We start from the raw sequence: 13,348 nt of genomic DNA, 5'->3' as shown, positions 1-13,348 counted from the left end.
AGCAACTCCTATTTATTAAAAGAAAAAGCCCCTGACTCAAGGATAAGTCAGGGGCAAAAAGTTATAACCTGTTTATTATTATTTATTTAATTACTTTGTAAACTCAGGATAAGCTTCAACACCACAATCGTGTAAATCCATACCCGTTTCTTCTTCTTCTGCGCTAACGCGGATACCCATGGTTACTTTGATAATCGCCCAAACAATCCAAGAAGCAATAAAGACAAAACCAAAGATAACTGCAGCACCATATAACTGGCTAGCAAATGATGCACCTTCATTGTTCATCGGTACAACTAACAGACCAAATAGACCACACACACCATGTACTGATAATGCACCCACTGGATCGTCTAACTTTAATTTATCAAACATTGTAATGCTATATACAACTAGGATACCTGCAACTGCACCAATGCCTGCTGAAAATAGAGGTGTTGGAGAAAGAGGATCCGCCGTAATAGCAACTAACCCAGCTAATGCACCATTTAGAATCATAGTTAAATCTGCTTTACCCCATCTTACTTTACTGACCAACATTGCTGCAATTGCGCCCGTTGCTGCTGCTGCATTGGTATTAACAAAGATAAGACCCACTGCAGTTGCATTTTCAGCATTTGACAATGCGAGTTGCGAACCACCGTTGAAACCAAACCAACCCATCCATAGAATAAGTGTACCTAATGTTGCAAGTGGCATGTTTGAACCTGGAATTGGGTGAATTGAACCATCCTTACCAAATTTGCCTTTACGTGCACCAAGTAGGATCACGGCTGCTAATGCGGCAGCTGCACCCGCCATATGTACGATACCTGAACCAGCAAAATCACTAAAACCAGCTTCACTTAAAAAGCCACCGCCCCATGTCCAGTAACCTTCCATTGGATAAATAAAGCCAGTTAAGAAAATAGAGAAGATTAAAAATGCCCAAAGCTTCATACGCTCAGCCACGGCACCCGATACAATTGACATCGCCGTTGCCACGAAAACCACTTGGAAGAAGAAGTCGGACTCAAGAGAATGGTCTGCATCAGCAGCCTGCGTGCCAATCAATCCACCTAATGATGGCAACCACCCACCGGCAGCGTTATCAACATACATAATGTTATAACCAACTAATAAAAACATCGTACAAGCAATAGCATATAGCACGATATTTTTAGTTAAAATCTCAGTGGTATTTTTAGAGCGAACAAGTCCAGCTTCTAACATGGCAAATCCCGCAGCCATCCACATAACCAAGACACCCGATATTAAAAAATAAAAGGTATCAAGCGCAAATCTAAGTTCTGTTACTGTATTTTCCATAATAATTCCCTTCTTTAAATTCTTAAACTAAATTAAAGTGCTTCATCATCGAGCTCACCGGTACGAATACGCACTACTTGCTCAAGTGATTGGATGAATATTTTACCGTCGCCCACTTTCCCTGTATTAGCAGCACTTGTGATTGCTTCCACTAAGATGTCTACCTCTTCATCTTTTACCGCTATCTCCAATTTTACTTTTGGTAAAAAATCGACTTGGTATTCTGCGCCACGGTACAATTCTGTATGCCCCTTTTGACGACCAAACCCTTTCACTTCAGAAACAGTAACGCCGGCAATACCTGCATTCATGATTGCTTCGCGTACTTCATCTAATTTAAATGGTTTAATTATTGCGGTTAACATTTTCATGATAATTCCTTTTTTATTGAAAATTAAATCGAACATTAAATGTGTTAGTCAAACATCATGGTGAACAACCCAACTGACACATAACTAAAAATTGATAACTTACGACTACAAATACAAATAGCATGCCAAAGTTAAAAACCATTAAATAACAACAACTTAATCAAAAACAAAGGAATGCAACATCATATTTCGCACCATATTGAACCATCAAAAAAGAGTTATGCACCAAGTTAGTAACAATTCAGCAACAACATGCATTTGCATAATAAATAAACTTAATAAAGACAAAAAAATTTCAATGAAAACAGTTACTATATTGATACATTCGTTAATATTGTAATTGCACAATTGCAGTGCATAGGCAAATATAGATAGATAGCATAAAATACACCGCTAAGATTATTTTAATCATGAGGAGAGGCTAAAAGATAAATCATTTAGCCTCACACTAAAGCATCTGCTATCATCACCATTAATTTACACTTATGACATTCATATAACTATTCAAAGGTAAAACCGATGAAAAAAATAGGCCTACTGTTAATCACTTGCATATTAAGTTTTAATGCGTTCGCAGCTCCACAGGTGGTTCCAAATGCCCCCGCTATTTCTGCAAAAGCTTATTTGTTGATCGATTATGATTCAGGAAAAATACTCTCAGAAAGTAACGGTGAAGAAAGATTAGCCCCAGCAAGCTTGACTAAAATGATGACCAGTTTCATTATTGGTCAAGAGTTAAAATCAGGAAACTTAAATCCGACAGATAAAGTAATCATCTCAGAAAAAGCATGGTCTAAAAATTTCCCAGACTCTTCAAAGATGTTTATTGAAGTGGGTAAAGAAGTTAGTGTTGAAGATCTTAATCGCGGTATTATTATACAATCTGGCAATGATGCCTGTGTTGCAATGGCTGAACATATCGCAGGAAGTGAAAGTGCTTTTGCTGACCTAATGAACTCATGGGCAGCGCAATTAGGCATGACAAATACACATTTCGTTAATAGCCACGGTTTACATTCAGAGGACCATTATACCAGTGCTCATGATATGGCGATACTCGCCAAAGCATTGATCGCTGACGTGCCTGATGAGTACAAAATTTACAGCGAGAAATCATTTAAGTATAACGGTATCTTACAATACAACCGCAATGGGCTTCTATGGGATAAAAGCTTAAATGTTGACGGTATAAAAACAGGTCACACCAGCGATGCAGGATATAGCTTAGTTTCTTCAGCAACGAAAGATGGCATGCGTTTAATTAGCGTCGTCATGGGAACTAAATCTGAAGATGCACGTAAAGTTGAAAGTAAGAAATTACTTAACTGGGGATTCCGATTTTTTGAAACATTAACGCCATATAATGCAGGAGATCAACTTGCCACTGAACGTGTTTGGATGGGGAATAGAGAGATGATCGGCTTAGGGGTTAATGTTGATACAACAATCACATTACAAAGAGGCCAAGCTAAAAATCTTAAGGCCGATTTTGTTATAAACGATGAGTTACGTGCACCGATCCAAAAAGGGGATGTGGTTGGCCAAGTAAACTATTCCGTGGATGACGAGTCTATTGCCAGCTATAACTTAGTGGCCTTAGAGACAGTAGAAGAAGGTGGATTATTCAGTCGCCTCATTGATTACATTAAATTATTATTTATCGGTTGGTTTGGTTAATAGTAACTTTCACCATTCATACAGAAAATGGGGCGATACACCTCATTTTCTTTTTTATTTTTGGAGGTGCCAATGGCATTAAATACCAATTTCGACCAACTATTAGAATTTCCATGTAGTTTAGCGTTTAAAGTTATGGGAGTCGCAGATCCTAAATTAATCGATGATGTCGTGACTGTATTGCAAAAACACGCACCGGGCGACTATTCTCCACGTGTCACCCCAAGCTCAAAGGGTAATTATCACGCATTAAGTATCCCGGTTATCGTGACAAGCAAAGAACATATTGAAACGATTTATACTGAATTAAATAGCCTTGAACTGGTTCGTTACATTCTTTAATCTGCGTGCTATAAAATGACTGATATCAATCAACAACTTTGCGTTCGCTATCTAGGTTTACAGCCATATCAAAAAATATGGCAAGCAATGAGTGAGTTTACAGAGCAACGTGATAAAAACAGCATAGATGAGATATGGCTAGTAGAACACCCCCCCGTATTTACTCAAGGAAGAGCGGGTAAAGCGGAGCACCTATTAAAAGAAACTAACATTCCCATTGTAGAAAGCGACCGAGGGGGGCAAGTAACCTATCATGGCCCAGGGCAACTCATCGCCTACTTGCTCATTGATATTCGCCGCAAAGCATTTAATATTCGCACATTAGTATCGGGGATTGAACAAAGCATTATTGATTTATTAGCTGATTACCATGTGTTAGCAGAGGCAAAACCCGATGCGCCAGGTGTTTACGTTAAAGGAAAAAAAATTGCCTCGCTTGGATTAAAAATTCGTAAAGGCTGTTCTTTTCATGGTTTAGCATTAAACATCGATATGGATCTATCCCCTTTTCTTGCAATAAACCCCTGCGGATATGCCGGGCTAGAGATGACACAATGTTGCAATGAAGGAATAATGCTAGGTGTAGATAAGTTAGCCCCACTGCTTCTTGATAAATTAACCACACAATTAAACTATTCACAGATAGAGAGTTTTTGATGAGCAATAAACCAAGCCAGTTAACCCCAGGAAAAAAACTACGTGATGCCGATAAGCTTTCTCATATCCCAATCAAAGTGATTCCTACGGATAGTCGCACTGCATTGAAAAAGCCCTCATGGATGAAAATCAAACTCAAATCAGATAATAGCCGAGTTAATGAGATCAAAGCAGCGCTACGAAAAAACAAACTCCATTCTGTTTGTGAAGAAGCATCCTGCCCTAACCTAAATGAGTGTTTTAATCACGGTACAGCGACGTTTATGATCCTCGGTGATATTTGTACAAGACGCTGCCCATTCTGCGATGTTGGTCATGGCAAACCGCTTGCCGTTGATACCGAAGAACCCAAGAAACTGGCTGAAACCATTCGTGATATGAAGCTTAAATATGTGGTTATCACCTCCGTAGATAGGGATGATCTGCGTGATGGAGGGGCACAACATTTTGCCGACTGTATTCGCGAGATTCGCCTGCTTAATCCTGAAATAAAAATTGAAATTCTCGTTCCTGATTTTAAAGGGCGCATGGATAAAGCATTAGCTTGCTTTGAGAAAGATGTACCAGATGTGTTTAATCATAATCTAGAAACCGCACCACATTTATATCAACAAGTGCGTCCTGGTGCTGATTACAAATGGTCATTGACCTTACTGCAAAAATTTAAAGAGCAGCATCCAGAGATCCCAACTAAATCGGGGTTAATGATGGGGTTAGGCGAGAGCAATGCAGATATTGAACAAGTAATAACGGATCTGAGTAACCATGGCGTCACCATGTTGACTTTGGGACAATATTTACAACCAAGCCCTCATCACCTCGCTGTTGAACGCTATGTACCGCCAGCGGAATTTGATGAATTGGGCGAAAAAGCCAAAGCGATCGGATTCACTCATGCTGCATGCGGCCCCTTTGTTAGATCCTCTTACCATGCAGACTTGCAAGCAGCAGGCAAAGAAGTTAAATAATCGCGACTTAAAAATAGTGGCTTTAAAATAAAAAATCCCCTTAGCTAAGGGGATTTTTTATGCATAGCAATAAACCTATTTTTTGGCAACAACCTTCATTACTAGAATAGTCACAGCAAACATAGCAAAGCATGCCATTAGTGAATAAAAAATTGACCCCGTAAAACCGATAATAGTAAAGCCAAGCGCAGAGATTAATGCCGTTACTAACGCATAGGGTAATTGCGTCGCCACGTGATCAATATGCTGACAACGCGCCCCTGTGGATGACAAAATTGTCGTATCGGAGATCGGTGAACAGTGATCACCAAAAACAGAGCCAGCTAATACCGCACTTAACATCGGTAGCATTAAGGTTAAATCCGTTGACCCCGCTAAGTCGCCAGCTATCGGCAGCATGATACCAAACGTCCCCCATGATGTGCCCGTTGAAAATGCCATTAAGCCCGACAAGACAAACAGAATAACAGGTAACCAATGTAGGCCAATATTCCCTTGTACAAGACTTGATAAGTACGCACCAGTTTTCATATCGCCAATCACTGCACCAATCGACCAAGCAAAGAACAGAATAATAATCGCACCAAACATCGATTTAGCGCCAATCCAAGCCGCAAAAGCAATCTCTTTTAGTGGCAACTTCTGCTTAAAAGTCGTTGTTAGGGTAATGAGTAAACCAACTAGACCACCATATATTAATGAAGAGCCGACATCGGTATTCTCAAAGGCGCCCAACACAGAAAATGGTAAAGGTATTTCTTTTTCGGCGAGAGATTGGCCACCAGAATAGAGCATAAAAAACAGGGTGCCGGCAATCAACGCTAAAATAGGATAGATGAGATCGCTTACTTTACCTTTTTCACTTTCCGCAATACCGAGCTCATCATGAAGATTAGCTGCATTTTTATCCCCAGCATGCTTAGCGCCACTTTTTTCAGCTTCAATTTCATGCTCTTTCATCAGGCCAATATCAAGCTTAAAATAGATAACTGCAAACACCATTAATAGTGTAAAAACAGCATAAAAATTCATTGGAATGAGGGCGATATAAGCACCCAATGGTGAATATTCTGTCATCCCATGAGCCACTAAAATACCACTGATAATAGTCATGATATATGCCCCCCAACTTGAAACAGGCATCAAAATACACATCGGTGCGGCAGTCGAATCAAGTATATAAGCAAGTTTTGCTCGTGATACATTAAATCTATCGGTCACCGGACGAGAAATCGAGCCAACGGCGAGACTGTTAAAATAATCATCGATAAAGATAAATACCCCTAAAAATGCAGCCAAGAATGAAGCACCACGCTTATCTTTAATATGATCTAACGCCCAATCAGCAAAAGCGCGAGTACCACCTGAGAGCGTTAATAACGCGGTCATCATGCCAAGTAGGAGTAAAAAGCCAACAATACTCATATTCCAGCTGTTGATTCCTCCCTCTTCAATGACCACACCTTTGACGGTATTGAATAAATAAGTGCCGGCATTAGCTAATGAAAAATCTGCCAATAGCAAAGCACCTAAAACGATACCTACACCTAATGATACTAATACCCTACGTGTAATAACGGCTAAGCCTAATGCAATAAGAGCTGGCAAAATAGCTAGCGGTGATGTAGTAAAGTCTATCAATGTCATTTATTTTTTTACCTTTAAAAAAGAAAAGCCCCGATTCTTTTTATAAATCGAGGCTTAGCACAAAATAAACTGTAAAAACAAATAATTACAGCTTAAAACTGATTCACTAATCAATAAGCATTAAAGAATCATTAATTGCTTCTAAATTTGTATTACCCATTAAGTAAGCATCAATGGCACGAGAAGCTTCACGACCTTCGTTAATACAACGCACAATTAATGACTGGCCTGTGCGCATATCACCAGCAGCAAAGATACCTTCTTGAGTCGTCTGATAATCGTTAGTTTTAACATTACCGCGCTCATCAAGTCCAATCGCTAACTGAGCTAACACACCCGTTGGTTCTGGGTGTAAAAAGCCCATTGCCAAGAATGCTTTAGTACAAGGTATTGAACGAACGCTCCCTTCAATCTCTTTAAAGTTAGGACGTTGACCTGGTTGTGCCTCTTCCCACTCAATATCAGCAATCACAAGCTCTTTAACCTGGCCATTTTCATCACCGATGAACTCTTTTGTTAGGATTGACCAATGACGATCCACCCCTTCCTCATGAGACGTTGATGTTTTCAAAATCATTGGATATGAAGGCCATGGCATATTCACTGTGCGCTTCTCAGGTGGTACTGGCATAATTTCCACCTGCGTAACAGATGCTGCACCATGACGATTAGAGGTACCAACACAGTCAGAGCCCGTATCACCACCACCGATCACAACTACATGATCATCAGCAGCATGAATCTCTTCAGTTTTAAGATCCATTGCATTTGCACGACGGTTATTTTGCCCTAAAAACTCCATGGCAAAATGGACGCCTTTTAAATCACGCCCCGGGATAGGCAGATCACGCGGCACCGTTGAACCACCGGTAAGTAGTACAACATCAAACTGTTTACGCAGCTCTCTGGCATCGAAATCAACACCAATATGCGCATTAACGACCATTTTGATACCAGCAGCTTCCATTACCGCAATTTTACGGTCAATCACGTCCATACCCAATTTAAAATCAGGGATACCAAAACGTAATAGGCCACCTACTTTTTCATCACGCTCATAAACGGTTACCGTATGGCCTGCACTGTTTAGTTGCTCTGCAGCAGCAAGGCCTGCTGGGCCACTACCGATGATAGCGACAGTTTTACCTGTACGAGCTGTCGGGATTTTAGGCTTAACATAGCCCTTCTCGTAGGCTTTTTCTACGATAGTCTTCTCTATGTTACAGATGGTAATCGGATCTTGATTAATGCCGAGCACACAGGATGATTCACAAGGTGCAGGGCAAACACGCCCAGTAAACTCTGGAAAATTATTTGTGGAGCTTAGGATATCCCATGCTTCTAGCCAACTTTCACGATACACTGCATCATTAAACTCAGGAATAATGTTACCAATAGGGCAGCCACTATGGCAAAACGGTACACCACAATCCATACAGCGAGATGCTTGGTCATTAATTTTTGTACCAAACTCGTCGTTTAATACGAACTCTTTATTATTTTTTAGACGCTCTTGTACTGGCAATTTGCCCGGTAATTCACGACCTAATTCTAAAAAACCTGTAGGTTTACCCATTATGCTTCTCCTTCCGCTCGAGCCGCTAATACCGCTTTATAATCACGCGGCATAACTTTAACAATTTTCGCCAAGCTTGCTTCAACATCATCTAGGAATGCTGCTGCAACATTCGACTCGGTTAGCGTTAAATGCTTCGTTACTTTTGCAATTATTAACTCTTTATCTGCTTGCTCTAGTGGATCTAAATCAACCAGTTCCATATTACATTTACTAGCAAATGTTCCATCTTGATCCCAAACGTAAGCAACACCGCCACTCATACCTGCTGCAAAGTTACGTCCAGTTACACCAAGGATAATCGCAATACCACCAGTCATATATTCACAACCGTGATCGCCCACACCTTCCACAACTACTTCAGCACCAGAGTTACGCACACAGAAACGTTCACCCGCTACACCGTTGATGTAGGATTCACCAGAAGTTGCACCGTAGAAGCAAACGTTACCGACAATGATATTGTCTTTCGCAACAAGCGTTGAATTACGGTAAGGGTACACCACAATTTGACCACCAGATAAACCTTTACCCCAGTAGTCATTGGCATCACCTTCAACGGTAAACTCAACCCCTTTAGCAAGGAAACAGCCGAAGGATTGTCCCGCAGAACCGGTGAATTTAACTTGCATTGGTTTTGGTAAACCTTGGTCGTTATAGACTTTCGAAATCTCATTAGAGAGCATAGTGCCACAGGAGCAATCGGTATTGACGATAGCAAACTCACCCGACACGGCTTCACCATTTTCCAGAGCAGGTTTCGCTAAGGCAATTAATTGACGGTCTAAAACGGCTTCCAAATTATGATTTTGCGCAATTTGGTTATACATACCATCTTCAGTTTTCGCCGTTTCTTTAAACAAGATAGTGCTAAGATTTAAGTTTTTGTATTTCCAGTTGCTAATATTATCACGCACTTTTAGATTTTGCGTTTGACCAATCATTTCATTGATCGTTGCATAACCTAGCATTGCCATATTTTCACGCATACCTTCAACGAGGTAAGAGAAGAAAGTGACAACGTCTTCTACACGGCCATCAAAACGCTCACGTAATGTTTTATTTTGTGTCGCAATACCAACTGGGCAGGTATTTAAATGACACTTACGCATCATAATACAACCTTCTACGACAAGAGCTGCAGTTGCAACGCCCCACTCTTCAGCACCAAGCAGTGCTGCAATAGTTAAGTCGCGTGGTGTTTTCATCTGTCCATCTGCTTGTAAAACAACGCGATTACGCAGGCCATTTTTAAGCAATGTTTGATGTGCTTCAGATAAACCTAATTCCCATGGTAAACCGGCATGACGAATAGATGATAATGGTGAAGCACCCGTACCACCGTCAAATCCAGCAATTAAGATAACATCCGCTTTTGCCTTAGCAACACCCGATGCAATCGTACCAACACCCGCTTCTGATACCAATTTAACGTTAATACGACCTTTACGGTTGGCATTTTTCAAATCGAAAATTAGCTGAGCCAAATCTTCAATTGAGTAAATATCATGATGTGGTGGCGGTGAAATCAGACCAACACCCGGAGTTGAGTGGCGCGTGCGACCAATCCAATCATCAACTTTATGACCTGGAAGTTGTCCACCTTCACCCGGTTTAGCCCCCTGTGCCATTTTAATTTGTATTTCAGCTGCATTGGTTAAATAGTACGAGGTCACACCAAAACGGCCAGAAGCCACCTGTTTAATCGCAGAGCGCTCCCAATCACCATTCTCTTTTGGCAAGAAACGAATTGGATCTTCACCACCTTCACCGGAGTTAGATTTTGCGCCAATACGGTTCATCGCGATAGCAAGCGTTGAGTGTGCTTCGTGTGAAATAGAACCAAAGCTCATTGCCCCCGTCGCAAAACGTTTGAGAATGTTTTCTGCTGATTCAACTTGGTCAAGCGGAATTGGACCACTTGCATTAGCAACAAAATCAAACTGACTACGTAATGTCGCCGCATTCTCACCTTGGTTATCAACTGCCGCCGCATACTCTTTAAACTGCTGGTAGTTTTTACTACGTGTTGACTGCTGTAATAATGAGATAGTTGTTGGGTTAAATAGATGTTTTTCACCACGCTGCTTCCATTGGTAAACACCACCAACGTCTAGGCGAGATACAGGCACTTCACGTAATGGGTAAGCAAAACGATGACGCACTAAAATTTCAGTGGCGATATCATCAATGGATAAACCACCAATACGGGTCACGGTGCCTTTAAAGTAGTTATCGACAACCGCTTTGCTAACACCTAGCGCTTCAAATATTTGCGCACCTTGATAGGATTGAATCGTTGAAATACCCATTTTCGAGAAGATCTTCAACAGACCCGCATCGATTGCGTATTTATAAGATTTAAAGATTTCAGCAACACTTTTATCTTTTGGTAGACGATTCTTCGCTTGTAAATCAACGATCATCTCTTCAATTAGATACGCATTTACCGCAGATGCACCGTAACCTATGACCGTCGCAAAATGGTGCGTTTCACGCACATCACCCGTTTCGACAACAATGTCACACAGCGCACGTAGACCGCGCTTAATAAGATAGTGATGAACAGCGCCCGTAACTAGCATCGCAGGAATAGCAGCATGGTCTGAGCTTGCCTTACGATCCGATAGAATAATAATCGAGTAGCCATCATGGATAGCATCTTCAGCATAGCGACAGATACGATCTAATGATTTCGCTAGTCGCCCTGGCTCACCCGTTGCAGGGAATAAGGTTTCTAATGTTTTTGCCTGTAAATGTTTATCATCTAAGGCATTGATTTTTTGTAATTCTGCATTGCTTAATACTGGCGATTCTAATTCAACTTTATGGCAGTGCGCCGGTGTTTCAGATAATAGATTTTGATCTTTACCTATGTAGGTATTAAGCGACATAACCATACGTTCACGAATCGGATCGATAGGTGGATTGGTTACTTGTGCGAAAAGCTGTTTAAAGTAATGCGACAGATGCTGTGATTGATGTGAAAGCACCGCAAGAGGCCAATCTACGCCCATCGCACCAAGCGGTTCTTTGCCATCAACTAGCATCGGCAGTACGATTTCATTTATCTCTTCAGAGCTAACACCAAACGCTTGTAAACGACGTAATAAATGACCATCTTTAGGTTGTAAATTACGCTCTAATGCCGCTGGTTGTTTCTCTAATTTAACTAAGTTATCAGCAAGCCATGTTTCATAGGGTTGTCTTGCTGCAATCGTGCCTTTAACTTCATCATCTGAAATAATGCGGCCTTGCTCAAGGTCAGCAACAAAAATACGCCCTGGTTGTAAACGACCGCGTGATTTAATGTTTTCTGGCTCAATATTAACAACACCACTTTCCGATGCCATGATCAGAAAGTCATCTTTAGTCACACAGTAACGTGAAGGACGTAAACCATTACGGTCAAGTGTCGCCCCAACCTGCACACCATCGGTGAAACAAACTGAAGCGGGGCCATCCCAAGGCTCCATTAAATTGGCATGATACTGATAGAATGCACGACGAGTTGGATCCATATTCTTGTTTTCTTGCCAAGCTTCAGGGATCATCATCATTAATGCATGAGGTAAACTACGACCAGAAAGAACAAGTAGCTCTAATGCCATATCAAAACTAGCAGAGTCCGACATACCTTCAGTACAAATAGGCATTAACATGTTTAATTCGGAACGGGTGAAGAATTCAGCTTCAAGTAACGCTTCTCGTGCTTTCATCCAGTTGATATTACCGCGAACTGTATTGATTTCACCATTGTGTGCAATATAACGGAAAGGTTGCGCTAAGCGCCAACGCGGGAAAGTATTGGTAGAGAAACGAGAATGCACCAAGGCTAACGCCGTGACCATACTTGGGTTCTGCAAATCAAGGAAATATTGCGGAACTTGTTCAGTGGTTAACTGACCTTTATAAACAATGGTTTTGTATGAAAAGGTGTTAATATAAAAATTGTCTTCGATACCTGTCACCGCTTGTAAACAGATTCGAGTTGCATAGTTACGTAAAATAAATAATTTACGCTCAAGTGTTGCAGGAGGCATATCAATACCACCCGTCACAAACATATGCTCAAATTGAGGCTCACTACTTAGTGGATCAGCACCGATCATTGAATTATCAGTAGGAAGAACACGATAACCTAACACTTCTAGCCCTAAACTATCTGCAGTTCGGGCTAATATTTCACGACATTCATGACGTTGGTTAGCATTTTTTGGAAATAGAATCGTACCGACACCGTATTGATCAAACTGAGGTAACGTAATCCCAACATTAAGGGCTTCAGTTACTAAAAACTCATGTGGTTTTTGTAAAAGAATACCAGCACCATCACCACTACAAGGATCGCAACCTTGACCACCACGATGTTCCATACGTGCTAGCATATCTAATGCTTGCGTCACGATCTTATGTGATTTTCTATTTTTTAAATGAGCGACGAAGCCGATACCACACGCATCATGCTCCATCTCTGGCACATAAAGGCCTTGAGCGTTTTGCTCTTTATTAGTCATAAACATGTCCTTCAAGATAAAACAGTAAAGTGACCTTTACCCTTTTAGTTTTAATATTCAAAGTGCTGTACATAACCTATTTAAATAAACAAAAAATAGGCAATTCAATTTTACTTTTTTGGTAAAGGAAACTAACTTTATCGTACTGATTCGCACTTTTAAATAATTTCCCTAGTAAGAAATAACACGCAAAACATCCCTATAAGCGCAGTGCTCATACATTATTTCTTATTAATAGCAGCCAAGCAGACGTAACTGTGCAGGCATTCTACCGTTTCAAACGCA

Annotated in this window: 9 protein-coding genes; 4 read left to right on the top strand and 5 right to left on the bottom strand. The window is 40.8% G+C overall.

Going from position 1 to position 13,348, the window contains the following annotated elements; all coding sequences use genetic code 11:
• Positions 1 to 90: 90 nt before the first annotated feature.
• Both AB1A03_RS06070 and AB1A03_RS06065 read right to left on the bottom strand, forming a co-directional pair.
• Positions 91 to 1,308, bottom strand: a complete 1,218-nt coding sequence (locus tag AB1A03_RS06070; protein WP_354623736.1) for an ammonium transporter AmtB — start codon at positions 1,306 to 1,308, stop codon at positions 91 to 93.
• A 32-nt stretch (positions 1,309 to 1,340) separates the two neighbouring features.
• On the bottom strand, positions 1,341 to 1,679 hold the full coding sequence (locus AB1A03_RS06065) for a P-II family nitrogen regulator (protein ID WP_354623735.1): 339 nt from the start codon (positions 1,677 to 1,679) through the stop codon (positions 1,341 to 1,343).
• Positions 1,680 to 2,198: 519 nt separating this feature from the next.
• On the opposite strand from AB1A03_RS06065, the gene AB1A03_RS06060 reads away from it, so the two are divergent.
• From AB1A03_RS06060 to lipA, 4 genes are all read left to right on the top strand, one after another.
• The gene (locus AB1A03_RS06060) at positions 2,199 to 3,356 is read left to right on the top strand and encodes a serine hydrolase (protein ID WP_354623734.1); all 1,158 of its coding nucleotides are present in this window, start codon (positions 2,199 to 2,201) and stop codon (positions 3,354 to 3,356) included.
• A 72-nt stretch (positions 3,357 to 3,428) separates the two neighbouring features.
• Positions 3,429 to 3,698: a DUF493 family protein YbeD gene (gene ybeD, locus AB1A03_RS06055; protein ID WP_354623733.1), complete on the top strand. Its 270-nt coding sequence runs from the start codon at positions 3,429 to 3,431 to the stop codon at positions 3,696 to 3,698.
• A 15-nt stretch (positions 3,699 to 3,713) separates the two neighbouring features.
• Entirely contained in the window at positions 3,714 to 4,355 is a 642-nt protein-coding gene (lipB, locus tag AB1A03_RS06050; RefSeq protein ID WP_354623732.1) for a lipoyl(octanoyl) transferase LipB, read from the top strand.
• Positions 4,355 to 5,323: a lipoyl synthase gene (gene lipA / locus AB1A03_RS06045; RefSeq protein WP_354623731.1), complete on the top strand. Its 969-nt coding sequence runs from the start codon at positions 4,355 to 4,357 to the stop codon at positions 5,321 to 5,323. The genes lipB and lipA overlap by 1 nt, the downstream gene beginning before the upstream one ends.
• A 75-nt stretch (positions 5,324 to 5,398) precedes the next feature.
• On the opposite strand, the gene AB1A03_RS06040 is transcribed toward lipA, so the two are convergent.
• The 3 genes from AB1A03_RS06040 to gltB form a co-directional block, all read right to left on the bottom strand.
• Positions 5,399 to 6,970, bottom strand: coding sequence for a Na+/H+ antiporter NhaC family protein (locus tag AB1A03_RS06040; protein WP_354623730.1), 1,572 nt, complete (start codon positions 6,968 to 6,970; stop codon positions 5,399 to 5,401).
• Positions 6,971 to 7,076: 106 nt separating this feature from the next.
• Positions 7,077 to 8,546, bottom strand: a complete 1,470-nt coding sequence (locus tag AB1A03_RS06035) for a glutamate synthase subunit beta (RefSeq protein ID WP_354623728.1) — start codon at positions 8,544 to 8,546, stop codon at positions 7,077 to 7,079.
• On the bottom strand, positions 8,546 to 13,063 hold the full coding sequence (gene gltB, locus AB1A03_RS06030) for a glutamate synthase large subunit (RefSeq protein WP_354623727.1): 4,518 nt from the start codon (positions 13,061 to 13,063) through the stop codon (positions 8,546 to 8,548). The genes AB1A03_RS06035 and gltB overlap by 1 nt, the downstream gene beginning before the upstream one ends.
• Positions 13,064 to 13,348: the final 285 nt, after the last annotated feature.

The organism is Psychromonas sp. MME2 (genome assembly GCF_040566515.1).
Lineage (GTDB): Bacteria > Pseudomonadota > Gammaproteobacteria > Enterobacterales > Psychromonadaceae > Psychromonas.
The sequence above is the reverse complement of the archived record's forward strand: the minus strand, read 5'-3'. Positions and strand labels throughout refer to the sequence as shown.

What these genes read in the sequence shown, in the direction of transcription:
- AB1A03_RS06040 (WP_354623730.1), bottom strand. Translation starts at nt 6,970, where the DNA reads ATGACATTGATAGACTTTACTACATCACCGCTAGCTATTTTGCCAGCT.
- AB1A03_RS06060 (WP_354623734.1), top strand. Translation starts at nt 2,199, where the DNA reads ATGAAAAAAATAGGCCTACTGTTAATCACTTGCATATTAAGTTTTAAT.
- AB1A03_RS06035 (WP_354623728.1), bottom strand. Translation starts at nt 8,546, where the DNA reads ATGGGTAAACCTACAGGTTTTTTAGAATTAGGTCGTGAATTACCGGGC.
- lipB (WP_354623732.1), top strand. Translation starts at nt 3,714, where the DNA reads ATGACTGATATCAATCAACAACTTTGCGTTCGCTATCTAGGTTTACAG.
- AB1A03_RS06070 (WP_354623736.1), bottom strand. Translation starts at nt 1,308, where the DNA reads ATGGAAAATACAGTAACAGAACTTAGATTTGCGCTTGATACCTTTTAT.
- ybeD (WP_354623733.1), top strand. Translation starts at nt 3,429, where the DNA reads ATGGCATTAAATACCAATTTCGACCAACTATTAGAATTTCCATGTAGT.
- gltB (WP_354623727.1), bottom strand. Translation starts at nt 13,063, where the DNA reads ATGACTAATAAAGAGCAAAACGCTCAAGGCCTTTATGTGCCAGAGATG.
- AB1A03_RS06065 (WP_354623735.1), bottom strand. Translation starts at nt 1,679, where the DNA reads ATGAAAATGTTAACCGCAATAATTAAACCATTTAAATTAGATGAAGTA.
- lipA (WP_354623731.1), top strand. Translation starts at nt 4,355, where the DNA reads ATGAGCAATAAACCAAGCCAGTTAACCCCAGGAAAAAAACTACGTGAT.